A 26,438-nucleotide genomic window follows, 5' to 3' on the forward strand; every position below is an offset into this window, starting at 1 on the left:
TCTCTATTTTTTAAATGGTAGTGTAATTTTAAAAGTTGCTCCACTAGGTTTTAACTCATTTTCAACTACCTCAATATTACCTTGCATTGCTTCTACTCTAGTTTTAACCATATAAAGTCCCATTCCTGCTCCTCCATCTTCAGATGTTTTAGTAAAGAAAATATCAAAAATTCTAAACTTATCTTCCTCTTTAATACCAATACCATTGTCAGAGAATAAAATTGTCAAATCGTTTTTAGATGTAATACTACTGCACTTAATTATTTTATCATTTCTTCCTTTCAATGCTTTTATTGAATTTGAAATTAAGTTATCAAAAATATCTTCAATTGACTTTCTATTGTAGTTTAATATTAAATCATCATTAATGACAATCTCTGTTTTAATATTTTCATCTATAAACCTATCAAAGTAAATATCTTCAAATAAATTAAGTACAAGATTCTTTACATTAATCTCCTCAAACTCTGTATCTGATTTAGCATATTTCAGCATAAAATCAACACCTTTTCTTAATTTGAGCATTTCATTATAAATATTCTTAGAGATTTTTATAAATCTACTTTCTAACTTTTGATTTGGATAGTTTTTACTAAAATATTCTGCACTAGTAAGTATATGACCAATAGTATGTTTTGTCATATGAGAAAACATAGCTGCATAAGTTTGAAGTGAAACAAGGCTAAAAAATAAATTTTCTTTTTGTTTACTTTCCTTTTCTAAATTAGCATAATCTTTAATACTTTTAGTTACACTTCCTTGTATTTTCCCTAAGTTGGCCTCAATATTTTTTAGTTTTTGTTTAACCTGAGGAGAAGCTTCTTTTTTTATTGATGCAATTTCTTTCTTGATAGACTTTAAATCTTTACTTGCACCACCTAAACTAGATTTCGTAGATTCTCTTTCGGATTTTTTTATATTTTTATAATAGGTTTCAAGTTGAACAATTTGCTCTATAATAAATTTTCTAAGCTCTTCCCAAGCCTCATTATCAACAAACCCTTGTCTGTTAGTCGATTCAATAATGTTCGGATTATTTTCATCCGTAATCTCTACAAACCCTAATAAATCTCTACTCCCAAACCTTTCAAAAAAACCAGAGTATCGCCTTTTGTCAATACCAAGTATGTCTTTTTGTTTTTCTTGATGTGAAACATATTCTGCAAATGGCGTTGTAATAATGCCATCTCGATAAATTTTGATACCATCAATATCTGATTTAAAATGACTTTTATATTTACGTTTATCCTCTTGATTAAAATAATACAAAGTTAATTTCAATAAGCCACAAGGTCTTTCTGGAACACTAATTAAAGACAAATCATTTTCCGCTTTATTATATTGTAATATCTCCTGTTTTTTATTAACAGCATTAAATGACAATTCAACTTTTTTTGTTGCAAAATCAATTAGTTGTGTTTTTACTATCTTATTTTCAAAACCGCTGTATGGCGCCTTAATTGTAATATTAAATGGGTATGTTTTCTTTAAATTTGAGTTTGGTGAAACTAGCTTTGATAATTCTTTATAAGCTCTATTAACATCTTCTTCAGTCCAAATTTCACTCACTAAAGAGATTTCTAAAGTCGTACCTTGATTATCTTTCGAATCATCCTCATACCAATAGCTATTTTCAACATCAGTAAAAAAAGGCTTTTCATCTTCAAAGTTTAATTTAAATTGTGAATTTTCTAAGCCTGAATAATGAGACCAATCTGTTTCCAAACATAATAACTGGCTATCATTCTTTTTCTTAGTCTTTAAAACTAGTTTTTCTCCTAATTTATCAACTGCAAATCTGCCAACTCCTTTTTTTCCTGAAACTTTTCTGTTATGTGGTGATGGAGAGAGGCGTTCTCTTCTTTTACTGCTTGTACCAATTACCATCCATTTATTTTTAATATCAGAAAACTGCATTCCGATACCATCATCTTTGATAATTATTTTAGAATCTGTACTTAATGGGTTAATATTTTGGAATTCAACTGTAACATTTTCTGCATTAGCATCATATGAGTTTTTAACTAATTCAAACAAAGCTGTTATTCTATCAGTTATAAGCTCACGACCTAATAGTCTATATGCACTAACATCAAAATTAAATTTAATTGATTTTTCGCTGTTTTTTGGCATTAGCTCATTTTATTTATTTGATCAAACAATGCTTTAGCTAGTAAAGGAGGTACTGCATTCCCTATTTGTTGCTGCATATACATCAAAGTTCCTTTAAAAATGAAACTATCAGGAAAACTTTGCAATCTTGCAGCTTCTCTAACAGATAAACCTCTATTTTCAAAAGGATGAATTAACATGTTTTTTCTATAATTAGATATCACTACAGAAGGCTTACTTGAGTCCAAACGTTTATAAATTCCTGAATGACAATTATTCTTATCTGCATAATTTTGCATTAACTCGTCAGGAATTGCCTTCCAATTTTCTCCTTGTCTTATATGTCTATACCTTTCTAAAACATAATCTCTATTTCTCGAAACATAATTTTGTAATGAAAAATCGGAATTAATCCTCATAGCATTTGCAAATTCATTTTCAGCTAAACTACTGTATGGTAACGATTCAATAGAATCTCCATTTAATAATGCTGGTAAATCTGATAATGCATCAGAAACTGTAAATTTATTTATAGTTGGTTCAGGAAATTTATACTTTATCCCATTCTTATTTCCTACCATAAAAAAACGTTTTCTGTCTTGAGGAACACCATAATCAGATGCAATTAAAACATCATGATTTACTGTATAACCTAAATTCTCAAGTCTTTCTTTTAAAATTTTAACAACTTTTCCATTTTGAAAACTTCTAAAACCTTCAACATTCTCAAATACGCACCAGGTTGGTTCAAGAACCTCTATAAATCTTAAAAATTCTTCAAATAAGCTATTCTTAACATTTTTTGAATTTCGAGTAACTGTGTTTGATAAGGAGAAACCTTGACATGGTGGTCCTCCAAAAAGAATAAAAGGATTGTTTGAAATAATATTACTTGGGTCAATTAACCTTATATCATTAACTAATACATTTGAAGCCTTATGATTTGCTTTAAATGTTTGCGCAGCATACTTATCGTGTTCAACAGCAAATGAAATATTAATTCCACTCATTTCTGCTCCTAGACTCATTCCTCCAGCTCCACTAAAAATATCGCATCCCAACATAGTAGTTTCTTGTTTAGAAACGACTTTTTGATTCAGCTCTAAAGTGTTGGTATTCTTAACTAATAAACTCATCTTTATCGCTCAATATGTAGGTTAGGTTTTCTGTTCATTAAAGTTTATATACTTAACATAACAAATTACGAAAAATTATTTAATAATAGAAAGCATTATTTGACATCATTTAGTCAAGTCAATAGTAAATCATTCCACACATATTACGCTTCCCTCCTACGTCGTCGCATAAAAAGTGTTCCATTAACATAGCAGAAGAAACTTTTAGAATAAATTTTTTCAAGAAACTTAAATAGAACCTTTCGCTTTTAACCAAAGCTCAAGTTACATAACGCAGAACATTATAGTACATTTTACAACAATTAGCGAAATAGCGTTTTTGAGCGATATTTGACATAATTGCAGATATAATGTCGCAGACTTATATCGATAGTAATTATGACAAGCTAATTGTGGCTTCGTAGTTGCATTTATAATTGTGTAGCTATAATTCTCTATTATGTAAAATATCCCAGAAAGTTTTTAGTTTTAAAAGAATACTCAATATTTGGGTCATTAAACTTTATCGATTTGCTTCACGTATAATTTTAATATTCTGTACAATCATCCATTATTTTTTAAATACGCGATTCTCAAGAAGCATCATAATTATATTTCTGTACTATAATTTGCAGTTATTTTATGAAGGATAGAATTCTAAGCACTTATTCTATTCTCGATACTATTTAAACTTTTTTAATTGTAACTACTAATATTATGTAAAATAGAAATTAACGATTTCCATTTTGTTCAATTTTTTTAATCAGAAATTCTTTAATTTTAATAAATCTATTTTCAGTCATATTATAATATTCTACCCAATCAGGATAATCGAATAATATAGTGTCCCAACAAAGTTTTTTGAAATTAATTCCTTTGATACTTCTATTATCATAAATTAAGTGAGCTAATAGATTCCTAGCTTCCAACGAAAAGTCATCTTTTTCTAAAATGATTTTTCTAGCTTCATCTACGCAAGCACGAAACTTATGTCTATCAAAATTTTCATGTTTCATAAATTTGAATTTAAAGTTCTATATCTTTTTTTCTTGATAAAAAAAGAAACAAAAAAATCAAGACAGCATAAACTTTTGGAAACAATTAAAGCTCGTTTCGCTATAATTTAGACTATTTAGCGTTAAGAAAATGTACCCAAAGTACATTTTTAGTTAAATGCGATTTCAAACGTAATTTTAGTTAATTGTTGTATTCAAATACAATCATCCACAGGAAAATTATATTCGTATAGCCTAAAATATGTATGCTCCACTCACCTATTGTTTTACCAAAATTTTATGAGGGCAAAAAACTCTTAATCAAAATCAATATTGAATTGACCTGGATTTTTTTTTCCTTCAACTCTATTGTTATGAATATATTTTATAAGTCCTATTGCATCCATTACATCTTCAATTGACAATGCTTTTTTATATTTTTCATACTTATTTAAATAGAGGTTTAATCTATCTTTTAAGTCATAATTATTTGAAACATTACTAATCATTTTCACTAAATAACTCATACAATTTGGAGTAATATTTACTCCAAATGTTTCATTTAAATAAATTGCACGAAGTATATTAGCTTCAATTGTTGGATTTTTAGATTTATAAGACTTACTCTTTTGTATTATATCTAATTGACTATTATTTACAAAATCATTATAATGATTAGACCTAAAATTATTAGTATGGATATTTATTACTAAACCATCGTAGTTATAAAAACAGCCATCAGAAATGTTATCTAAAATATAATCTTCATTTCTTTTTACAACTGCATCCCTAAATGCCCAATTGTTATCAATACTCCAAATATCAACTTCAAAATTATTAAGTTTAATCTTAATACCCAACATTCTATTTATAGAGTAATTCAATTTAGATTCCTTTAATAAACCTTCTAATTGTTCGTGTGAAACTGAAGCAATCATATCTAAATCTCTCGATTTTTTATTATTAATAGAATCTCTTACAAATCCACCAACAACATAAGCCGTTCCGTGAACCAATAAATTTAATATAAATTTATAAAATTCTGAATGCTCTTTTAAAACCTCTCTAAATCTCTCAGCAAAAAGTTTTTTAAATAATATTTTATCTTCAATAACGCTTAACATTACAACCTAATTCCTTTAAGTTTTCTAAATAAATTTAATGCATAAGTATCTGTCATACCACTTATAAAATCAACAACTAGTTGGATTTTATTATAATCATCATTATCATAATTATTATAATTTTCATATATGTATCTATAGCTTGAAGATATATTTTTATATAATCTAGCTTCTTTTGTGTTTCCTCCACTTTTAAATTTTTCAGATTTTGTAGCAGGAATAAATATATCTAGTAATCCATATATAATTTCCCAGCCAGCTAGCTCCGTTTGCATAATTTTTTTATTATCAAATACAACTCTCTGAAGCTCTTCAAACGAATCTCGAATATCTGAACCTCTCGATTTTTCTATTAATTCATATTCAAAAGTTCCGTCCATTATTTTATTGTAATTTTTTCTAAAACAATCGACAACACCTTCAATCATTTTTCCTTGGGTTTTAACTCTGAATTGTTGTACTGTAAGTGACAACCTATCTGATAATTTGTTATCATTATCTTTATGATACGTGTCTAAAACTTCTAATAAATCCTTATTTGCCTTTAAATTCTTCTCAAAAACCTTTCTTACTGTTTCATAATTTAATATTCCTAATTTAACTCCATCTTCTATATCAGCAGCGCAATATGCAATATCATCCGCTGCTTCCATCAAGTATACAATAGGATGTCTACGGTTATTTAAGCCAAGTTTTTCATTGATTATTTCATAATCTTCTTGTTCTGAAACAAAATATCCGAACTTTTTTGTCCTAATTTCTTTCGCCTTCTTTTTTTTATTTCCTTCAATTGAATTTGATGGATATTTAATAATACTTGCTAATGTTGGAAAAGTCAAATTAAAACTATGTTCATCTTTAAAAAAATGCAATCTTCTTAAAATTCTAAAAGTTTGTACGTTACCATCAAAATTTATAAAATCTGCTTTTTCAATTTCGCTTAAATCGACATTATTATTATTATTATTATTATTATCAAAATAATCTTTAAAATAATCTTGTATAGCTGACTCACCAAAATGTCCAAATGGAGGGTTTCCTAAATCGTGAACAAGTCCAGAACCTCTTAATAGAGAACTTATTTGACCTCTATAAATTTCTGGTAAATCTTTTTTCTCATCAATCACATATTTTTCAATACTCTTACCTATAGAACTACCAATGTAAGAGACTTCTAAAGAATGAGTTAATCGTGTTCGAATATAATCACTACTCTCTAGAGGAAAAACTTGTGTCTTATCTTGTAATCTTCTAATTGGAGAACTTGAAATCAACCTTCCATAATCATTTTCAAAAGGATCTCTCCCATCTATTGATATAGTCTCTGAACGATTTCTAAAAGTTACTCCTTGTAATAATTTTTTCCACTTATCCATACATTATAAATTTTGTAATAATTGACTTTAAATATATTATTAAAATTTGTATTTATTAGTAAAGTTACCTGTAGATTTTTCTATTCCACACACATTCCACTTCTCTCCTATCATCGTTTCGTAAAAAGAGTGTTTATTCACAACGTTAATATTGTTTTGGAGGAGTTCATGCATCTCATACCTCGATGTCATTAACATTGTAGAGAAAGTTTATAGAAGAAAAAAATAAAGAAAAAGTAGTAGTTTAAACTTCGCTTTTACCAAAGCAAAGTTATCCCGAATCAAGTTCGGGACAGGCTATAATGCAGAACATTATAATTCAAAAAAGAATTATAATCAGACGTTATATAAAATGTCTTTGTAACAGTAAAACTATGAGGTTTATTGTAATTATACAGATACAATTACATTTTATTGAATCAAAATAACTTTATATTATTTACAATATTTTAAATAAACACTCTATTTTCTTCAAAACAAAAAACACCCAAGATTAAAAATCTTGGGTGTTTTTATATATTTAATTTGTGCTCTAATGTTTTAGGCTATACCAAAAAAATTATTTTAAATTTTCTAAGGCTTTACCTATTAAAGTATCACCAGAAATAATCTCGAAGGTTTCCTTATTTGGTGCATCATCGGGTAACGTTCTCACCAAGGTTTGCGCCACATTATCGCGAGATATTTCTCCTTGCTCATTAAGTGATTTTGATAATTTAATTTTACCATCACCAACGCTATTGGTTAAACTTCCGGGTCTTACAATGGCATAATTTAAAGGAGACGATTTTAAATATTCATCGGCGTTATGTTTAGCTTTTAAGTAGTCTTGAAGCTTATCGCTTTTTTCTGGTTGATCTGCTCCCATCGAGCTTAGCATTACAAATTTGTTGATATTCCATTTTGATGCGGCATCAATCATTTTTATGGCACCATCTTGATCGACAGCTTTTACATTATTACCTCCAGATCCTGCAGCAAAAATGACCTTATCCATATCTTTTGCTGTATGCGATACATCTTGCTCTAAATCGCCCATAACCGTTTTTACCTGATGTGCCTCAAACTCGGTTTGTTGCTGAGTATTTCTAACCATAGCTACAGGTTCGAAATACTGCGATGCTTTTAATAATTGAACTATTTTTTTTCCCGTGGTACCTGTGGCACCTACTACTAATACGTTTTCCATTTGTCTTTTTTTTACAAGGTGCCCATATTAGCGGTTAATGCTTGATGTATTCCAATAAAATGTTGACTCAAATGAATCTATTTGTTCTGTTTTGTAGTTTTTATAAGGGTAAGTAAATGTTGTAAAGCATATTAAAGTCTTAAGCTAATAATACAACCTAAAATCTAATAGTTTGCACATTTTGTAATGTCTTTGATGAAGTTCTTCAACCACATCCAACATATTATCATCGTCGTTAAATAAGTTAAAGAATGCGATATCAAGATTTGAACTAGTTATTCCGTTTGACGCATAACCGTATCCCGAAATGCCCCTTGCTCCTGTTATATCAAGAAAATACTGTGCTTCTTCATCATCTAAATCTAAAACCTTGGCATTCGAAAAATGTAAAATCTTGCCTTGTAATCGGCCTTCAAAGATTTCAGCAATTTCTTGTAAACTATAGTAATAATCATTTAAACAAATACTATTGGCTTCACCCGTTATAACCAAGTAAATTATTTCGTAGTCTTTAAAATTATGATCGCCTAAAACCAATGCATTCAGGCTATCTTCTAAACCTTCAATAGTATCGCATGTTTTATAAATACTGGCTACACCATATTGCGAGGTTAATTGTGCTAATTTATGTTGTGCTTCGGTAACGGTGTCTATTTCGACATCTTCAACCGCTTCTAAACAGTAAATAAAATAGTCTGTATCTATTAATTGATTTTGGGGTAATTGTTCTCTTTTTTCTAACAAAATTCAGAATTTATGAAAGGTCTTTAAAACACAAAATTAATGGAAAATTTTTATTCTTTTAGGCATTAATCTTTAGCATTCGGGTTTTTTAAAGCTTTTTTAATATGGTCGCTATCCCAATGATTATCATAATCTACAACCCCTCGCTTGAAATCTTCATTTAAGAATTTTTCTTGTTGTTCTAGTTCTTTTTTAGCTTTAAAAATATAGTCGTCTTCTCGGTTAGGTTCAGAAGCTAAGCGTCTTAAACTATCTACATCATACTTAATAAAGTTTTGTACTTGTCTAGTTAGCGTGTATTTTCTGAAACCCATTTTGCTTAATACATCTTTAGCTAAAGTTAAGGACGTTTCTAAAGATTCTCTATAAATATTTTGATGGCCAAGGTTTAATAACTCGTATGCATCATACCTGTTTTTAGTTCTAATCATAAGTTCTACATGCGGATATTTTTCCTTTACTATTTTACTAATAGCTTTTGAAACACTTAATTTATTAGTGGCACAAATAATGATTTTAGCTTCGGAAATGCCTGCTGATTCTAATAAATCTAGTCTTGTGGCATCTCCATAATACACTTCAAAACCCATTTTACGCAAGAAATCTACACGATTAGAATCGTGATCTAAAATGGTAGCTTCCACACCATGAGAGCGTAAAAATCGCCCAATAGTACTTCCAAAATGACCAAAACCAACCAATATTATTTTTTGCGATTTAGCAATGTGGTCCATAGGTCGTTTTATGGATTCTTTGGTACCAATTTTAGGAAGTATTAAACGTTCGTTAACCATACTAATTATTGGCGTTATAGACATGGAAAGTGCTGTAATTACAAGCATCATATCCATTTGTTCTTGTTCTAAAATATTGAGTCCGAAAGCGAAGGACAACAGTACAAAAGCGAATTCACCAATTTGTGCTAAACTGAAGGTTAGCAATAATTTTTGGTCTAGTTTTAATTTAAAAATATGTCCTGTTATAAATAACACGAGCGCTTTTAAAACGATAATAGCCAATAAAATACCTCCTATAGTTAAAGGACTTTTAGCAATGACTATAAAGTTAATAGATGCCCCAACAGCCATAAAGAACAACCCTAAAAGCAGGTTTTTAAAAGGTTCTAAGGTGCTCTCTAGTTCGTGCTTAAACTCACTGTTAGAAAGTACAACACCGCCTAAAAAAGCACCTAAAGCAGGACTAATGCCAACATATTCCATTAAAAATGAAATACCAAATACAATTAATAAAGCAGCAGCAATAAGTAATTCGCGAACACCTGTTTTAGCCACTTTTCGTAACATGGGTACAATTAAATACCGACCAGCAACAATAATTAAAACCACCGATAATATAATGGCTAAAGTTTGAAATCCCATGGGTAGGTTTTCCAATAAATTCGCATGCTCGCTGTGACTTTCGGCAGTCGTGTTTTGTTCCGAATTAGCTAACAACGGAATAAAACCCAACATGAAAATAACAATGATATCTTGAAACAATAAGATGGAAAATGAAGACGTACCAAATGTGGTATCCATTAATCCTTTTTCCTTTATAGTTTGTAATGCAATAGCTGTGGATGATAGTGCGACAGCCATAGAAATGACTAAAGCCACTTTCCAATCGAAACCTAATGCAGCAAACAAGATGTATGAAAGTAGCATGGTGCCTCCTACTTGTATGCCGCCCATACCCACAATGGTTTTTCGCATGTTCCAGAAGTTTTTAGGCTCAATTTCTAGTCCGATTAAAAACAGCATTACAACCACACCAAATTCGGCAAAGTGTAATATATCTTGCCCTTCTTCGCCAATAAACCCCAATACATAAGGGCCAATTAAAACGCCTGCTAATAAATAGCCTATTACAGAACTTAAGCCTAAACGTTTTGCAATAGAGACACAAATTATGGCTCCTGCTAAAAATACTATGGCTTCAAAAAGTATACTTCCACTCATAGTTTAGGTTGTTTTAAGTTGAGGAATATCGTTTAAAAATGATTTATTGTCAAAATCATTTACAGATAAATTAGCTTGTAGTAAGTCGATTAATTTTCCGTAGTTATTTTTATAACGGTTTAAATCTTCATCAGTTAATGTGTATGTTCCCATTACCGTAAAAGGTGGAAAATAAGTCATACCACACAAAATGGCGGTCTGTTCAAATGGTCTTAAAAACTGTCTTACGGTAAAGCTATTATAACCTTCGGAGCAATACACTTCTCGTGAACCTCCTGTTGTTATAACATTGAAACATATTTTATTTTGTAATGCCTTACCACTAGGTCCGTAAGCCCAATTGAACTCTAATACCATGTCCATCCATTGTTTCATTATTGGCGGACAACTATACCAGTAAAATGGATGATGCCAAATGATAATATCATGCTGACTTAGTAATTCTTTTTCTCTAGGGACATCGATATGAAAATCTGGATATTCCTCATACAAATCATGAATAGTAACATGATCTTTATCCGTAATATGATTAATTAAAGCTTGGTTTACTCTAGATTTTTCAAATTTAGGATGCGAAAACAGAACGAGTATTTTTTTCATCTGACAAATTTAACCTTAAATAATGGCTTAAAATATACCTAATTTGAAGAAACTTGTTAAAAATGGCAAACTAAATACCCTAATTAGCTAATAATTTATTGGTTACCGTTAATAAGTTTCTGATTTTCAGAACATCATAAGCATCGGGATGCGCTGGTGCAAAATAACCTTTCGGACCTCCTTTATCGTTGTCGAAATACTTACCGGAATCGTTTTTATAGTTTACAGACAATGCCAGGTCTACCAAAATATCTACTCCTTTTTCTGCAGGAGACCAATGCTGTCCGTAGGCTTCATTAGCCATTTTGGTATTTAATAATGAACCCGGATTTACAGCAATTACATTAATACTTGGTTCTTGTTTTGCTAGATTAAAACTCCACATGGTCAATGCTAACTTACTTTGTGCGTATGTACTATTTTCTGAATCTTGCTCCTTTCCTATCAAAACAGCTTCTGAAACTGGTGCTTGTGCAGCAGAACTTAAATTAATAATTCTTGGTGCATCGGATTGCTTTATGTTTTCTAGTATGGCATTCGTCAACACATACGGTGCTAGGTAATTTACCACCATTCGGATGTCTAATCCGTTTTTATTATGAACCTCTTTCGTTTTGAAAATTCCCGCGTTATTGATTAGTATATCTATTTTAGGAATGTATTTTTTAATCTGTACCGCTAATTCGGAAACAGCTTCTAAATCGGAAAAATCTGCAACCAAACCATGTATGTTCTGATTGTTTGTTTTTGTTTTTATTTCTGAAACAACTGTGTCCACTTTTGCTTCATTTCTTCCGTGTACATAAGTGGTATGTCCTTTTTCAGCGAAGCTTAAAGCGGTTAACTTTCCTATTCCGTCTGTACTTCCTGTTACTATGATTGTTTTACTCATGATTTTATTAATTTTTTATTGGAGTGTCACCTTGAGCGTAGATGTGAACTAAAAAGACCTTTCGACTGCGCTCAAGGTGACATTTTCATGTTTTTTTGAACCTTGTTATAAAATTCTGATACTAGTTTTACCTCTATTTCTACATATAACGATTGTATAAAGCAAGATAAACGATTTCTAGTCTTTTTAAAAAGGTGCAAAGGTGTCTTTGGGACTCTTTGGCACGGTCCAACGCTCACGAGCACTAATACTATCTGATGTAACAACTCTAGACTCTGAGTTATCGACACTACCATAGCTACTTGCTCCTCCTCTTGGAATTTGCATACGGTCTCCGTATAACCACACAACCAAATTACTTCGTTGCCCGCTGATAATTGGGTGCGTTGCATGTGCAACATCACCTCTGTGAATTATTGCTTTCCCTGATTCAAAAGTAGTTTGCACCGTTTTTCCTGTGGTTTTATCGTAGAAGTCAACTTGCGAACCTGTAAATGCTTCATCAGGTAAATTAATATTAATATTTAAGGTAGCAGCCGAGGCATCGGTATGGGCATGTAAATCCTTATCTTTATCAGGATTGTACTGAATAGAAAAACCAAATGTTTGGTTGTCATAACCATAAGTATCTAATAACAAACGCGCAATCGGACGCATATAACGGTCCATAATATCGTTATAAAATGCCTGAAAATTAGGAGCTGCAAGATAGCCTTCTGAGCGTGGATCAAGCATAATCCCATAACGATTCAATTGTATTCCGTAGGGTGCTCGTTTAGGAATTTGTGAATTTACTACAGCTTCTAAATAGTTACGAAAATCCGCTAAGCGTTCTGGGTTAAAAAACTGAGCAACATAAACACCTGGACTAATTTCTTCCCATAAATCGGCAACAGCATTTTCTTTTTCTGGATTTTCCCAAGCTTCTTTAATCGCCTTTTGCAAACGTGGATCTAGCAACGTCTCATCAGGAACTAGTAAATTGTCTTTGTTTTCAATTTCCCATTCAGCCCATGCCTCTTCAAGTAGATTTCGGTTACTATTCCAAAAGTGTGAAACTGAAGCTTCACGATTTAACGAGGCTTCACGAGAAGGTAAAGTAAGTGCACGAGCTTGTGCTAATATATTTTTATTTGTCATTGTTTTTATATTTTTTACCAAAAACTGTCGCAATAGGATATTTTGGTTGTGTATACATGTCTTTTTCTTAAATTAAAATAAATAGAATAAGCCACTTTAAATTAGTGGCTTCTTCCTGCTACTAGTCAATATTTAGGGAATATTAATTGACTTCTAAATTATCTAAAAGAAACGCCTTTTGTAATTGGTTTAAATCTGAAAATGTAAAATGGTTTTGTAGATACATCTTTGCCATCATTAAAAACAGCGCCTTTGTTTACTTGTGCGGCTGATACATACATATAACCATCTACATGATTGTAGCTTACACCATCTGGCCAAACCATATTAGCATCTTTTACCATGGTTTTTACGCTTTTATCTTTTGCTAAAACTACCGCTACACTATTGGTTTCTAATGCTGTTAAGTAAATATTACCAGCGATATCAATACTCATTCCTCCATTGTTTGGTTTTTCGGAATAGGTTTCGATTTTACGATCTAATGCTTCTTCTGTTAATGCTTCATTTACTAAATCTAACGTTTTAATTCTGTAGATTTTAGTTCCGTTTAACGGACCATAATAAATGTATTCAAAATTAGCGTCTGCAGTAATTCCATCATTTCCTACCAACAAATCGTTACCATTAACCGCTAAATGTATTCCGTTAATTACTGTTGGTGTGTTTTCTGGTAATGTAGTTCGTGTACCTTCAAGTATTCGACGTGTTTTACCCGTTTTCATGTCTACAATAATAAATGCTGCGTTACTTCCATCTCCTCCATTCCCAATGCCTTCATCTGCAATTATAAAATAACCGTTTTTAGTATCTACCACCATATCATTGGGTTGTGCATGCTTTGGCACTGCCGATTTTGGTAAATAATAAATACGTTCTAGGTGATTGGTTTTTGTGTTCCAACCCACTATTTTAGGTGTCACATTATCTCGTTGTGCCATATCTAACATCCAAACAATGCCGTTTTCATCATTTCTAATCCCTAACACATTACTTAGATAATTATCGTCGGTAGTTCTTGGTGTATTCCAAGCTTTAGAAGGAAAAGGTTTGCTTGTTTTAGTTTTTGCATCCATAATCATGACTCTGTTTTCCGGTGAGAAAAACGGATGATGACTATAAACTAAATCGCCAGTATCAGTAAAGGTAATATTACCAACTGCTTGTTCTGTAGTTGCAAAAACTTCGGTTTCACCTATTGTGTTTTGTGAATTTACAGTATAAATGGCAAACACTATTGTAAAACTGAAGGTTGTAATTATAGATTTGAAATTCATGTTTTGTATTATTTATTTCTTGTCAGTTCGAGTGAAATTCTTTTTCAGAATTTTGTATCGAGAACTTTTTTGTTAGCCAAACTTCTCGATACTAATTTCTCGTGCCTCAAAATGCACTCGAAGTGACGTTATTTTAAAGTTTTAGTTGCTCTTTTTTAAATACTCTGGTAACTCTTTAGATAACCAATCTTCACGAACTGGAACATGTACATCTAAATCTACAGTTTCTTCTAAAGCCCAAAACTCATGTGGTACATTTTCTGGAAACACAATAACTTCTCCTGCTGCAACTTCTACAAAAGTTTCTTTACCATCCATAATGGTTTTGATTTTTACTTTACCCGACATGATATATGTAATCTGCTCGTTTGGATGCTGGTGCCAAGGAATATGCGCTCCTTTTTCTAGATTAAAAATGGTCATTTGTCCTTTTTCGCCATGAAACCATTTACGTTGGATCCCTTCTCCAATAGTTTCCGATTCCATTTCATCAAAATTGAAATGTTGCACTTTTGAAGTTGCTATAGAATCTTTAGTGGTGACTTGCGCATTTGCAGTATTACCAACAAACATTGCTGTTACTGCTAATGCAGCTATAATGGATTTGAATTTCATTTTTTTATGTTTTTTGTCAGTTCGAGTGAAATTCTTTTTCAGAATCTTGTATCGAGAACCACTAGATTTAATACGCTTCTCGATACATTTTTATTTTCATTGCATTTCAATAAAAACACTCGAAGTGACAATTCTATTTATGTTTTACTTCCTGAAAAGATTAAAACCCTTCTAAAACTATTTTACCTTTTGCTTTTCCGGTTTCCAGGAATGCATGTGCTTTACGAAGGTTTTCTGCATTGATGATTCCGAAGTTTTCACCTATAGTGGTTTTAATGGTTCCGTTATCAATTAAACTAGAAACTTTGTTTAAAATATGGTGCTGCTCTATCATATCTTCGGTTTGAAACATAGATCGTGTGAACATAAATTCCCAATGTGTTGAAACCGATTTTAATTTAAACGGCATAATATTAAACGTTTTTGGATCGTCAATAAATCCGAATTTACCTTGTGGTTTAATTAGTTTAACGATCTCATCTGCGTGTTGCTCCGTTCCGTTTAAACTCACTACATAATCTGGTGCAGGAAGGTTGTACTTCTCAAACTCTTCACTTAATTTATTTCTGTGATTTATTACAGAATCTGCACCCAAGTCTTTTAACCATGCTGTAGTTTCTTCACGAGAAGCAGTTCCAATAATATTCAGTTTTGTTAGCTTTTTAGCTAATTGCACCAATATAGAACCAACACCTCCAGCAGCACCAATAACTAGAATGGATTTGCTAGCATCGTCTTTTGAAACCTGTAATCTATCGAACAACATTTCGTAAGCCGTTAGTGAAGTTAACGGTAAAGCTGCAGCTTCAGGAAAAGATAAACTTGATGGTTTTTTACCAACAATACGTTCGTCTACAACTTGGTATTGTGCATAACTCCCTTGTCGAGTAAAATCTCCTGCGTACCAAACTTCATCACCAACTTTAAATAAAGAGACATCCTCTCCAACTTCTTTTACAATTCCGGTAGCATCCCATCCAATCACTTTCCAATCGTCACCTTCTACTGGCATTCCTGCACGTACTTTATAATCTGCTGGATTTACAGAAATGGCTTTTATTTCTACTAAAACATCTCTTCCCGTTGCTTTTGGTGTGTTTAATTCTATGTCTTGTAATGAGTTAACATCTTCAATTGGAAGATTCTCTTTATATCCTATTGCTTTCATTTTTTATGTTTTAAAATTAAAATCTATTCTAAATTTATTATACTATATTTTTTATAGTGACAAAAGTAAATATAGTTATTAATACTCACAATAACGGTCAAAAATGATAGTACTACTTTTAAATCACAAGTTTCTGTAAATCAATGTATTAATCAAAATAGAAAATACTATAAAAAGTATAGTTGTATAATTTAATATAGTATTATATATTTGTACCCAATAATTAAGAATTTTATTATTTATAAATATATTATGTATCATTTTAAAGGAAAAGAATATCCATGTTGCGCTAGTTTAACCATGGGAATAATTGGAGGCAAATGGAAAACTGTTATTTTATTTCATTTAATAGATGGAACACTTCGATACAGTGAATTAAGAAAACAAATGCCGACAGTTACCGAGCGTACATTAAGTTTACAGCTAAAAACTTTAGAAGAAGATGGCATAGTAAAAAGAAAAGTTTACACCTCTAAACCGCCCTTAAAAGTTGAATATTCCTTAACCGATTTTGGGAAAACTTTAATACCCTTAATTAAATCTATTGCAGATTGGGGCGTTTATGTGGTTACCGAAAAAAAAGGTGGTGTGCTTAAAAATTAGATTTTACATAAAATACTTCACTTGTATTAGCTACCGTTCATGCAGCTTAAGCTTATACTTCTTTTTTAAATAATAATTTAGTATATCATTCCTATGAATAGCAAGAACTAACAAGATTTATGTATATTTTAGCATCATGATTAAATTAAGTGATTTATCTAATAAAACTATTGGTTTAGTGCTTTCTGGTGGTGGTGTTAAAGGCGTTGCACATGTTGGAGTCATTAAAGCATTATTGGAACATGGTATTGTTCCAGATATTGTTTCGGGCGCAAGTGCTGGCGGTATTGTTGGAGCGCTTTATGCCAATGGAATAGAGCCTGAGGATATGCTTCACTTTTTTAAAGAAACACCTTTATTAAAATACAACTTACTTACTATAAATAAACCTGGGTTATTTGATACGAGTAAGTATTTAGTATTTTTTGAAAAATATTTTCCAACTAACACTTTCGAAGCTTTAGAGAAGAAACTTTTTATAGTGGCTACCAACCTAGAAACCGGGGAATCAGAATTTTTTAATCAAGGGGAATTAATTAATAAGGTTTTAGCCTCGGCTGCCTTACCTCCTGTTTTTAGTCCTGTAACCATTAATGGACAATTATATGCCGATGGTGGCATTATGAATAATTTTCCGGTTGATCCCTTAATTGACACCACAGATTTTATTATTGGATCATACACTACCGCAATGAAAGTTGTTGGCGAAAATGAACTTAAAAATTCTTTTCAGTTATCGCAACGGGCTAATCTTTTAATGCTTCACTCAAATGTACGTGATAAGTTAAGCATTCCCGATTTATTATTTACTCCAAATCATTTAGATGTTATTGGGGTTTTGGATAAAAAAGGTATTGAAAAAGCCTATACCATTGGTTATGATTATGCGTCTAGTTTGTTGGATAACAATTTATAAAGTGCGGATGCCGAAGACTCGATAACCTTATTTAAATGAATACACTATCGCTTTAATTTTTAAGATGAAACAAATAAACTATATAGGCTTACTGATAATTTTATTTTGTTTCACTTATTGTAAAAATAGCACACCTGAAAATATACAATCGGATGAGGATTTTATAGCATTTTTAAATGATGAAACCCTCATAAAATCTATTAAAAGAATAGATAGTATAGCAAAATTAAACACTTACTCCAATCATAAAACTGGACTTCTATATTTTGAAAAAGGCCAAATTTTAGGACATTTAGAAAAAGATATTGAAGCCATAGCAAGCTTTAAGAAAGCTTTAGTTGCTTTTGAAAAAGAGAGTAATAAAAAATATATAGCAAAAACCAATATGCTTTTGGGCGACTCTGAAGCTTTTCTATCCAATAACGAAAAAGCATTGCAGCATATAGAAAAGGCTTTAAGTATTTTTAAAGACATTGAAGATAAAAAAGGCGAAGCAAAAGCACTTAATTCTTTAGGGCACATAGCGTTTCAATATGAAAATTATAAAAAATCCATTGCTTACGTTAAAAAGGCCGCAGAAATTCAGCTACAAATAGATGAAAAAGAAGAACTCTCTGCGTCGTATAATAACATTGGCTATATTCTAGAGCAATCCGGCGATTTAATTAATGCTTCGGAATACTACCAAAAGGCCATTGATTTAAATAAAAACATTAACAGATTAAACTCTAGTCCGCTGCGTAATTTAGGTTATGTTTTTTTTATGCAAAACCAATTCAAAAAATGTGACTCTTTATACTTAAAAGCTTTAAAAATTGAAGAGGAAGCCGGACGGTTATCCATACAAAAAGAAATTTACGGTGTGCTTCTAGAAAGCGCTATTAAGAACAAAAGTTTTGACGCAGCAACACTATATATCACTAAAAGAGATTCTATAAATGAACGCCTTGTAACATCCGAAAACAAAGAGAAAATAAAGCTAATCGAGGACCAATACAACCTAATAACCAAAGAGAAAGAATTAATACAGGCTAAAAAAAACAACACTAAAAATAAATTGATTTTCACTATTTTGGCTGGTACCCTACTGTTTTTAGGTCTTTTTTTAATACAAAAGCACAGAAATTCTAAATTAAAACTCGAGCAAGAAAAATTAGTGTTAGAGCAAAAGGTTTTGCGTACACAAATGAATCCGCATTTTATATTTAATGCTTTAACCGCTATCCAAAAAACCATTTTTGATAACGACCCAATAAAATCAACATCCTATTTATCAAGATTTGCAAAATTAATTAGACAGAACTTTGAGTTTGTAAATAAAAAAGAAATTCTTTTATCTGAAGATTTAGATGCTTTAAAAAATTATATTGAAACGCAACAATTAAGGTTCTCTAATAAATTTGATTACGCTATTAATATACACGACGGCATAGACCCAACCTTCGTGAAAATACCACCTATGTTATTACAGCCTTTTGTAGAGAATGCTATTGAACATGGTTTAAAGCCCAAAACAGAAAAAGGAACACTTGAAATTAATATTACCAATAATAGCAATGTGTTCTGCTTTAAAATTATTGATGATGGTATTGGTATAAATAACCAGGAAAGTAAAACAAATAGAGAGCATGCCATCGACATTTTTAAAAAACGATTATCATTACGTAAATTGGGCGAAGAAAAACAATTTTCTATGACTTCAAATAAAGTTAAAACAGGAACCATTGTAACCTTTTATTTAAACTTATCTTAATGTTTAGAGTAGCCATTATAGATGATGAAAAAAATGTTAGAATAGTTCTAAAAAAATTACTGAACATACTTTACACTAACTGCGAAATAGTTGCAGAAGCCGCTTCTATAAAAGATGCCAAAGCTATTTTACCGCAAGCAAAGCCAGACATTGTACTTTTAGATATCGAGCTTGAAGATGGCTCTGGTTTTTCTCTTTTAAAACAATTACCAAATCTTGATTTTAAACTTATTTTTATTACGGCATTTAATCAATATGCTATCAAAGCTTTTAAATTTAATGCATTAGATTATTTATTAAAACCAATTGATCCTTCCGAATTACAAAATGCGATTGATAAGGCTCAAAAAAGTGTTTCTAACGAAAACGAATTAAGAAAATTAATTGCAGATATCGAAAACAAAAAGAACTCGCAAATTGTTATAAAAACAACCAATAAAATCCACTACATTAATTTGGTAGATATTCTTTACTGTCAAGCTGAAGGTGCTTATGCCAAAATAATAACTAAAACAGAAACTATTCTAGCATCAAAAAACTTGAAATATTTTCAGGATTTACTTGAAGATGAAGGCTTTATCAGAACGCATCAATCCTATATGGTGAATAAAAAGTTAGTTACAGCCATTAAAAATGACACTATAATTTTAAGCAATGCTTTGGCTATTCCTATTTCTTCTCGTAAAATGGCCGAAATAAAAGCTTTATTGGCCGAAGATTAATACTAAACACGAATATAAAGCGCTCTTATTCGCTTATAAAACACTTTTAGTTACCTATTAAAACAGTCATTATATTCGAATACAAACGGGGCTTAATTTCCTTTTTATTTAAATATTATTGATGAAAAATTTAACTCTACTCCTTGCACTTTTCATTGCAACAACTATTTACGCTCAAAAAGACACCTTATATTTTAATTCTAATTGGGTAAAATCAACTAAAAAGGAAGCTAGTTTTTATAGGCTAATCCCCATAAAAAAAGTTGGAGATTTATTCGAAATAAAAGATTATTACACAAACGGAAACCTTCAAATGGAAGGTTATTATTCAAATTTAGAAGACAAAACCTTTCATGGTGAAGTAAAGTGGTATTACGAAAATGGCCAATTAAGGGAAGTTAGACATTACAACAATAATGTATTAGTTGGCGAAGCGCTTTACTATTCAAAAAAAGGCTTTTTAAGAGCTCAAGGCATTTACAAAGACAACACATACTGGTCTGGTACTTTTTTAGATAATTGCTGCTATGTTGGTTACATACTGGAATATAAAGACGGTAAAAAAACGGGAAGACTTAGGTTTCATAACGACTCTAACCAAATGGCTGTTAAAGTATTGCTCGAAAATGATAGTTTAACTATAATTAATCATTTTAATCGTGAAGGTAAAAAAGTAGGAAGTCTAACATCCTTAAATTACTATCCAAAAGAAGGTCTTCAGGCAACATATTTCACAAATGGTGAGGACGATATTATAGGTTTTGAAAAGTATTTTCATTACAAAAACGGAAAAATGAATGGCGAAGAAGCTGTTTATAAAAAGGATGGTACACTCATAGCTAAAGGTATCAATAAGGATGATAATGCCTTTTCTGGTACTTTTTTCAAATCTAAAATATTAAAAACCTATGTTAATGGTAAACTAGAAGGCGATGAAATTGGGTATTCGTCAAAAATGTTACCCGTTGCTAAGGGCATCAATAAAGATGATAAACATTTGCAAGGACAATTCATTGAGCTATATCGCGATAGAATTGCCAGCTATACCGACGGAAAACTTGATGGCAAGCAAACAACCTATTTTTCCGATGAATATAAAAATGTAGCATCTTATTACACTATTTCAAATCATAAAATAGATGGTGAAAGCGTTCATTACACTAAAGAAGGAAAACAGTATGCAAAAGGGATTTATAAAAATAATTCTGAATGGAATGGTACTTTTTTAAGTCAGGATAAAAGTACATTCTCATCCTATAAAAATGGTATAAAACATGGTCTTTTTATATTTTATGATTATAAAGGCAAAGAAATAGAAAGGCAAGAATATAAAGAAGGTCAACTTGAAGGTAGCGTTACTTCATCAGGCTTTTTTAAAGACCGAATTTGTGCATGCGAATACAAAAACAATAAACCTTTTAAAGGCGAAGTATGTAAAGATTACTCTGTTGTTTTATATAATGATGGACACGTTGTTAAAAACGCGTCTTATTTATACGACGACCCTACCAAGGTAAAAAGCATAAGTTATTACGAAAATGAGAAAATAACTAAGCAATCTAAGTTTGTAGATAATAAGGAATACACACTAATTTTTAAAGATGATAGGCGTTATTCCGGTCAGGATTACAGCGAATATTCCGGCAGTATTACAAGCTTTAAAAATGGTATGGAACATGGTTCTTTTTACAATAAAGACTCATATTATAGCTTTTCAATTTCAGGCAATAAAAAGGAAGGGCATTTAGATGGTATTATAACTTTCGAGAATCTTAATACAAATATAATAACGACCTGCAGCTATAAAAAAGGCCTACCAATACAGGGCACAATTATAAAAGACAATAAAATTTCATCTTATAAAAAAGGCTTAAAACATGGCTTAGAAACTTCCTTTAGTGCAAGTAGCGGTTATAATAAAGCTTATGATAGTCTTAGTACAAATTATAAAAACGGAAAGTTAGATGGCCAAATACAATACTATAAAGAGCATAATTTAATAGCTGAAGGAATTTATAAAAACAATAAGCCAGAAACCGGTATTTTTTACGACGATACAGAAGACACAAATTATTCTATCTTAGAATATAATAAAGGCCAACTTAAAAAACAGGAATACTTTACACAAGAACTAAAACATACTAAAGACTATAAAAATGGTAAAATAAGCCAGGAATCATTTTATGGTAAAGGACAGTTAATTGCCAAAGGTACCTATGTAAATGGGCAACCACACGAAGGTGTTTTTTCAAAAATTGAAGAGGTACAAGAACATTATTACCCAGAAAGATTTACACTTACAAATTATGTAAATTCTAAGAAACACGGAGATGAAAAAATTTACAATTTCAAAAATAAAGTTATTGAACGTGTTAGTAATTACAAAAATAATAATCTAAAGAGTAAAATTGATTTTATTGCTTTTAAACATAACGATAGCCTTTTGGGGTTTTATAAAAACGGAAAACCATTCTCTGGTAATTTCTTAAACGAAAGCAATAAAGCAGAAGAAACTGCATTCGATATTTTATCGCATTTTGAAAATGGACAGAAAACTAATTATCAATATTACGCCACTAAAGGCTCTCGTTTAGGAACACTTTTAGATAGTATTAAATACGAAAATAACATGCCATTAAAAGGCCATCAATTACAAGAGCATGAAGGAATAACTTCTAAACATGTATTTGAAAATGGCATAAAAGTGAAAACTGAAATTTATATTTTTGATATACAATCACCTACAAACCATAGTTTCATTTATACTAAAAACGGATTTATAGCATACAGGCTCTATAAAAATGAAAATGTAAAAAACAGCCAAGTCACGTTTATTGATGCTTCTAAAAAAGAAGGCGATGCTGTTTACTATTTTGATGAAAAAGAAATAGGTGCTTTTTCGTTTTCAGAACATGGAATTTCAAAGGCGCATTTTTCTTATACAGATAGAAACGATACAAAAATCGAAATATATTGCGACACATTAAATATTGCAACTATTAAAATCGAAACAGAAAAGGAATTAATTACCTACGAAGGTGTTTTAAACACACCCTTTAAAACAAAACCAATAGACTTTACAAATTGGCAGCGCATATTTTTTGACACAGATGGTATAACAACCTTTTATCTTAGTGATAAAAAGACACCTGTAAGCACATGTGTTTACAAAGACGGTGAAGAATATAATGGTATAACAATTAGAATAAATCAAGCAGGTACCTATAGCTGTAAAGTATTTAAAGAAGGCAAAAGGATTGAAAGAAAAAAAGAGTTAACCGAAAACCAATTATTAAAATTTTTAAAGCAACAATAAGCGTAGCAATCACGAATATAAATTCCTTTTACGCGATTATAAATTAGCTTTTTGCTCCATGGGATAACTAGTCTATATTTATTTTAAAGTCCTTTTTGGTCACAATAGCATGAACTTAATTTATTCTAAAAAAGAAAACCCTTATATATACATCGTATTAGCGATATTAGTATTTCTTGTTTTTATTGCTGGTATCTACTATGCAAATTATTATTTATGGTACATTTTAGCTCCTGTAGTTTTTTTAATTATAAAAGGACTTAACGTTTTAAAAAAAGATGAAACTCCTGTAATTAAACTGGACAATGAAGGTCTTACCGTTTTAAAAGTGGATGAAGAAAATATTTTATACAAATACCACGAAATCACAGAGATTTATATGGACTCTCGCTATTTAAATGGCTTTATTAAAATTAAAAGCAATTCAAAAAAAATTCATTTAGATTCGGTGGCCATTCCTATATTAAAACAAAAAGAAATAACCGATTTGGTAAACGATCGAATACTCAAATAAGTGTATAGATGCTACATAAATCGCACATAAAACATCTTCTCTTTATTAGTATCCTCTTTATAAATGCAATAGCATTTTCAGAAATAACACCTTCAGAAAAAGTAAACCCTAGGTTAATCAATGCGCCTAATGTCTCTAATAGTTTAAATGTAGCTCCGCCCCCGTTAAGTACAGACGATTTTGTAACCACATGGAAAACAGATAATTTCGGCAATTCAAATGATAGCTCAATAAAAATTTCAACAATAGGAACAGGTTATAATTATAACGTGGATTGGAATAATGATGGTGTTTTTGATGAATTTGGAATTACAGGTAATGTTACCCACGATTATGGTGTTGGAAATGAAGGCGTTAAAACCATAAGAATACAAGGTGATTTTCCTAGAATATTTTTTAATAATTCAAGTAATAGTGATAGACATAAAATACTATCTGTTGACCAATGGGGAAATCAACAATGGACTAGTATGAATAACGCGTTTAACGGTTGTTCTAATTTAAATGGTGGTACAACCCAAATCCCTCCTCCTGATTTATCTAAGGCAACAGATTTATCATTTATGTACATGCGGACTTTAACATTCAATCAAGATATTGGAAATTGGGATACAAGTACCATTACTTCAATGGAACAAATGTTTAATAATTCACCAAAATTTAATCAAGATTTAAGTGCTTGGGATACCACTAAAGTAACTAATATGGAGGCTATGTTTACCTCGTGTTCAACTTTTAATCAAGACATAGGAAACTGGAATACGTCTAATGTGACTTCTATGCGCTCTATGTTTACTTATACAGATTTCAATCAAGATATTAGCAATTGGGACACTAGTAAAGTTACCGACATGCGATTTATGTTTAGAGCATCACCTTTTAATCAAAACATAAGTAATTGGGACACAAGTGCCGTAACACAAATGAATTACATGTTTGAAAACAGCGTTTTCGATCAAAATATTGGTAATTGGAATATTAGTAGTTTACTAAACGCCGATTTAATGTTCGCTAACTCAAATCGCTTATCGGTTGCAAATTACGATGCTTTGTTAAAGGGGTGGCAAGCACAAACACATAACTCAAATGTGACGTTAACCGTAAATGCAAATTTTTGTTTAGGAGAAAATGCTCGTAATGCTTTAATAGCCGATGGTTGGACTATTACAGATGCCGGTTTATCTTGTGATTCTTATCAATATTCAATAAACTATATGTCCACTATAAACGGCGCTATAGTTGGAGATGGCACCACAAATACTGATTATTTTGGACCAAATAATTGGGGAGGAACTTATGGAGATTGTTCTTCTGGAAATTGGAGATGGATACAAGCTTTATGCTCTGAATGTTCTGTTAATAATAAAGATATTTCAGTAAAACCAAACAAAGCAAATGGTTCTACTTGGTATGCTGGAGGTGGTGCTTCAAGATACATGGTAATTGACTTATCTATGTCTAGAACTTTTAACGAATTAAGAGTTTTTCAAATGTTTAGCGATGGAAAAGTTACTAGTTTAAGAATGTATTCTCATTTAGAAACTGCTACAACACCTATTTATTCTGATGCTGGATGGCTACCCATTTTTCCAGAATCTAGAATAGGTCCTGGAGTTCTTAACGGAGACACCGTAAGTATGCCTACAATTATAAATTTTCCATACACAACATCAAGGTTTTTATTAATAGAAGCAAAAAACGATGGATCATTGGGTAATGCTCCCTATACCGAAATTAGAGAATTAAAACTTTTTGATAATAACAGTGCGACACCTGCACCTATTAACACTGTAGAAACACCAATTTTTACGCAAGTAGATCCTATTTGTGAAGGCGGTAATTTAAACGCTTTACCTACAACGTCTAACAATGGAATTACCGGTAGTTGGCTACCAGCATTAAACACAACAGCAACAACCGAATATACTTTTACACCAAATAATGGACAATGTACAGAAATAGCATTAATGACTATTACCGTTAATTCTAAACCAACTCAACCAACAACTGAGTGTTGGGAAACTGCAACTTTCAATAGCACAACATGTACTTGGGATGTAACAGGAACACAACCAACTCAACCCACAACAGAATGTTGGGAAACTACAACTTTTAATAACACTACCTGTAATTGGGACATATCAGGAACGCAACCTACTGAACCAACAACACAATGTTGGGAAACCGCAACTTTTAATAACACAACCTGTATTTGGGATGTAACAGGAACGCAACCTACTCAACCCTCAACTGCGTGTGGGGAAACTGCAACCTTTAACAACACAACCTGTACTTGGGATGTAACAGTA

At 31.1% G+C, this 26,438-nt stretch carries 21 protein-coding genes; 7 read left to right on the forward strand and 14 right to left on the reverse strand.

All coding sequences use genetic code 11. From position 1 onward, the window contains the following. Window positions 1-3: 3 nt before the first annotated feature. The 14 genes from HNQ90_RS09025 to HNQ90_RS09090 form a co-directional block, all read right to left on the reverse strand. Window positions 4-2,133, reverse strand: coding sequence for a sensor histidine kinase (locus HNQ90_RS09025; protein WP_144117935.1), 2,130 nt, complete (start codon window positions 2,131-2,133; stop codon window positions 4-6). After that, complete coding sequence (locus HNQ90_RS09030; protein WP_244962217.1) at window positions 2,133-3,248, reverse strand: DNA cytosine methyltransferase; 1,116 nt, start codon at window positions 3,246-3,248, stop codon at window positions 2,133-2,135. The genes HNQ90_RS09025 and HNQ90_RS09030 overlap by 1 nt, the downstream gene beginning before the upstream one ends. 710 nt (window positions 3,249-3,958) lie before the next feature. Continuing rightward, window positions 3,959-4,243, reverse strand: a complete 285-nt coding sequence (locus HNQ90_RS09035; protein ID WP_144117937.1) for a hypothetical protein — start codon at window positions 4,241-4,243, stop codon at window positions 3,959-3,961. A 296-nt stretch (window positions 4,244-4,539) separates the two neighbouring features. Beyond that, on the reverse strand, window positions 4,540-5,346 hold the full coding sequence (locus HNQ90_RS09040; protein ID WP_144117938.1) for a nucleotidyltransferase family protein: 807 nt from the start codon (window positions 5,344-5,346) through the stop codon (window positions 4,540-4,542). After that, on the reverse strand, window positions 5,346-6,722 hold the full coding sequence (gene dgt / locus HNQ90_RS09045) for a dGTP triphosphohydrolase (RefSeq protein ID WP_144117939.1): 1,377 nt from the start codon (window positions 6,720-6,722) through the stop codon (window positions 5,346-5,348). Before dgt ends, HNQ90_RS09040 begins: the two co-directional genes overlap by 1 nt. Before the next feature lie 559 nt (window positions 6,723-7,281). Beyond that, window positions 7,282-7,911, reverse strand: coding sequence for an SDR family oxidoreductase (locus tag HNQ90_RS09050; protein WP_144117940.1), 630 nt, complete (start codon window positions 7,909-7,911; stop codon window positions 7,282-7,284). Between the two features lie 144 nt (window positions 7,912-8,055). Beyond that, window positions 8,056-8,655, reverse strand: coding sequence for a DUF6642 family protein (locus tag HNQ90_RS09055; protein WP_144117941.1), 600 nt, complete (start codon window positions 8,653-8,655; stop codon window positions 8,056-8,058). A gap of 65 nt (window positions 8,656-8,720) precedes the next feature. Further along, window positions 8,721-10,613, reverse strand: coding sequence for a monovalent cation:proton antiporter-2 (CPA2) family protein (locus HNQ90_RS09060; protein ID WP_144117942.1), 1,893 nt, complete (start codon window positions 10,611-10,613; stop codon window positions 8,721-8,723). Window positions 10,614-10,616: 3 nt separating this feature from the next. Further along, on the reverse strand, window positions 10,617-11,213 hold the full coding sequence (locus HNQ90_RS09065) for an NAD(P)H-dependent oxidoreductase (protein WP_144117943.1): 597 nt from the start codon (window positions 11,211-11,213) through the stop codon (window positions 10,617-10,619). Window positions 11,214-11,292: 79 nt separating this feature from the next. Continuing rightward, complete coding sequence (locus HNQ90_RS09070) at window positions 11,293-12,105, reverse strand: SDR family NAD(P)-dependent oxidoreductase (protein WP_144117944.1); 813 nt, start codon at window positions 12,103-12,105, stop codon at window positions 11,293-11,295. Window positions 12,106-12,291: 186 nt separating this feature from the next. After that, window positions 12,292-13,245 (reverse strand): 2OG-Fe(II) oxygenase, encoded by a 954-nt coding sequence (locus HNQ90_RS09075; RefSeq protein WP_144117945.1) that lies wholly within the window; start codon window positions 13,243-13,245, stop codon window positions 12,292-12,294. Window positions 13,246-13,403: 158 nt separating this feature from the next. Then, window positions 13,404-14,522: an L-dopachrome tautomerase-related protein gene (locus tag HNQ90_RS09080; protein ID WP_144117946.1), complete on the reverse strand. Its 1,119-nt coding sequence runs from the start codon at window positions 14,520-14,522 to the stop codon at window positions 13,404-13,406. 141 nt (window positions 14,523-14,663) lie between these two features. Beyond that, window positions 14,664-15,137 carry a cupin domain-containing protein gene (locus tag HNQ90_RS09085; protein WP_144117947.1) on the reverse strand — a complete coding sequence of 158 codons (474 nt, stop codon included), beginning with the start codon at window positions 15,135-15,137 and terminating at the stop codon, window positions 14,664-14,666. 160 nt (window positions 15,138-15,297) lie between these two features. Next, the gene (locus HNQ90_RS09090) at window positions 15,298-16,305 is read right to left on the reverse strand and encodes a zinc-binding alcohol dehydrogenase family protein (RefSeq protein ID WP_144117948.1); all 1,008 of its coding nucleotides are present in this window, start codon (window positions 16,303-16,305) and stop codon (window positions 15,298-15,300) included. 252 nt (window positions 16,306-16,557) lie between these two features. Here HNQ90_RS09090 and HNQ90_RS09095 point away from each other — a divergent pair, with 252 nt between their 5' ends. The 7 genes from HNQ90_RS09095 to HNQ90_RS09125 all read left to right on the forward strand — a co-directional run. After that, a complete protein-coding gene (locus tag HNQ90_RS09095; RefSeq protein WP_144117949.1) occupies window positions 16,558-16,908 on the forward strand; it encodes a winged helix-turn-helix transcriptional regulator in 351 nt (116 codons plus the stop codon). Between the two features lie 136 nt (window positions 16,909-17,044). Next, on the forward strand, window positions 17,045-17,824 hold the full coding sequence (locus HNQ90_RS09100) for a patatin-like phospholipase family protein (RefSeq protein ID WP_144117950.1): 780 nt from the start codon (window positions 17,045-17,047) through the stop codon (window positions 17,822-17,824). 64 nt (window positions 17,825-17,888) lie between these two features. After that, window positions 17,889-19,577: a tetratricopeptide repeat-containing sensor histidine kinase gene (locus HNQ90_RS09105; RefSeq protein WP_144117951.1), complete on the forward strand. Its 1,689-nt coding sequence runs from the start codon at window positions 17,889-17,891 to the stop codon at window positions 19,575-19,577. Further along, on the forward strand, window positions 19,577-20,299 hold the full coding sequence (locus HNQ90_RS09110; RefSeq protein WP_144117952.1) for a LytR/AlgR family response regulator transcription factor: 723 nt from the start codon (window positions 19,577-19,579) through the stop codon (window positions 20,297-20,299). The genes HNQ90_RS09105 and HNQ90_RS09110 overlap by 1 nt, the downstream gene beginning before the upstream one ends. A 121-nt stretch (window positions 20,300-20,420) precedes the next feature. Beyond that, the gene (locus HNQ90_RS09115; protein WP_144117953.1) at window positions 20,421-23,615 is read left to right on the forward strand and encodes a toxin-antitoxin system YwqK family antitoxin; all 3,195 of its coding nucleotides are present in this window, start codon (window positions 20,421-20,423) and stop codon (window positions 23,613-23,615) included. 109 nt (window positions 23,616-23,724) lie between these two features. After that, complete coding sequence (locus tag HNQ90_RS09120; RefSeq protein WP_144117954.1) at window positions 23,725-24,129, forward strand: hypothetical protein; 405 nt, start codon at window positions 23,725-23,727, stop codon at window positions 24,127-24,129. Between the two features lie 8 nt (window positions 24,130-24,137). After that, window positions 24,138-26,438: BspA family leucine-rich repeat surface protein (locus tag HNQ90_RS09125; RefSeq protein ID WP_183822317.1), on the forward strand; the 2,301-nt coding region annotated here is incomplete at its 3' end.

The sequence above is a fragment of the Algibacter amylolyticus genome (assembly GCF_014202225.1).
Taxonomy (GTDB): Bacteria; Bacteroidota; Bacteroidia; order Flavobacteriales; family Flavobacteriaceae; genus Algibacter_B; species Algibacter_B amylolyticus.

Excerpts from the sequence above, each read along its gene's own strand:
- HNQ90_RS09070 (WP_144117944.1), bottom strand. The coding sequence starts at position 12,105 with ATGAGTAAAACAATCATAGTAACAGGAAGTACAGACGGAATAGGAAAG.
- HNQ90_RS09065 (WP_144117943.1), bottom strand. The coding sequence starts at position 11,213 with ATGAAAAAAATACTCGTTCTGTTTTCGCATCCTAAATTTGAAAAATCT.
- HNQ90_RS09095 (WP_144117949.1), top strand. The coding sequence starts at position 16,558 with ATGTATCATTTTAAAGGAAAAGAATATCCATGTTGCGCTAGTTTAACC.
- HNQ90_RS09120 (WP_144117954.1), top strand. The coding sequence starts at position 23,725 with ATGAACTTAATTTATTCTAAAAAAGAAAACCCTTATATATACATCGTA.
- HNQ90_RS09100 (WP_144117950.1), top strand. The coding sequence starts at position 17,045 with ATGATTAAATTAAGTGATTTATCTAATAAAACTATTGGTTTAGTGCTT.
- HNQ90_RS09110 (WP_144117952.1), top strand. The coding sequence starts at position 19,577 with ATGTTTAGAGTAGCCATTATAGATGATGAAAAAAATGTTAGAATAGTT.
- HNQ90_RS09040 (WP_144117938.1), bottom strand. The coding sequence starts at position 5,346 with ATGTTAAGCGTTATTGAAGATAAAATATTATTTAAAAAACTTTTTGCT.
- HNQ90_RS09035 (WP_144117937.1), bottom strand. The coding sequence starts at position 4,243 with ATGAAACATGAAAATTTTGATAGACATAAGTTTCGTGCTTGCGTAGAT.
- HNQ90_RS09075 (WP_144117945.1), bottom strand. The coding sequence starts at position 13,245 with ATGACAAATAAAAATATATTAGCACAAGCTCGTGCACTTACTTTACCT.
- HNQ90_RS09025 (WP_144117935.1), bottom strand. The coding sequence starts at position 2,133 with ATGCCAAAAAACAGCGAAAAATCAATTAAATTTAATTTTGATGTTAGT.
- HNQ90_RS09080 (WP_144117946.1), bottom strand. The coding sequence starts at position 14,522 with ATGAATTTCAAATCTATAATTACAACCTTCAGTTTTACAATAGTGTTT.
- HNQ90_RS09090 (WP_144117948.1), bottom strand. The coding sequence starts at position 16,305 with ATGAAAGCAATAGGATATAAAGAGAATCTTCCAATTGAAGATGTTAAC.
- HNQ90_RS09105 (WP_144117951.1), top strand. The coding sequence starts at position 17,889 with ATGAAACAAATAAACTATATAGGCTTACTGATAATTTTATTTTGTTTC.
- HNQ90_RS09050 (WP_144117940.1), bottom strand. The coding sequence starts at position 7,911 with ATGGAAAACGTATTAGTAGTAGGTGCCACAGGTACCACGGGAAAAAAA.
- HNQ90_RS09030 (WP_244962217.1), bottom strand. The coding sequence starts at position 3,248 with ATGAGTTTATTAGTTAAGAATACCAACACTTTAGAGCTGAATCAAAAA.
- HNQ90_RS09085 (WP_144117947.1), bottom strand. The coding sequence starts at position 15,137 with ATGAAATTCAAATCCATTATAGCTGCATTAGCAGTAACAGCAATGTTT.
- HNQ90_RS09115 (WP_144117953.1), top strand. The coding sequence starts at position 20,421 with ATGAAAAATTTAACTCTACTCCTTGCACTTTTCATTGCAACAACTATT.
- HNQ90_RS09060 (WP_144117942.1), bottom strand. The coding sequence starts at position 10,613 with ATGAGTGGAAGTATACTTTTTGAAGCCATAGTATTTTTAGCAGGAGCC.
- dgt (WP_144117939.1), bottom strand. The coding sequence starts at position 6,722 with ATGGATAAGTGGAAAAAATTATTACAAGGAGTAACTTTTAGAAATCGT.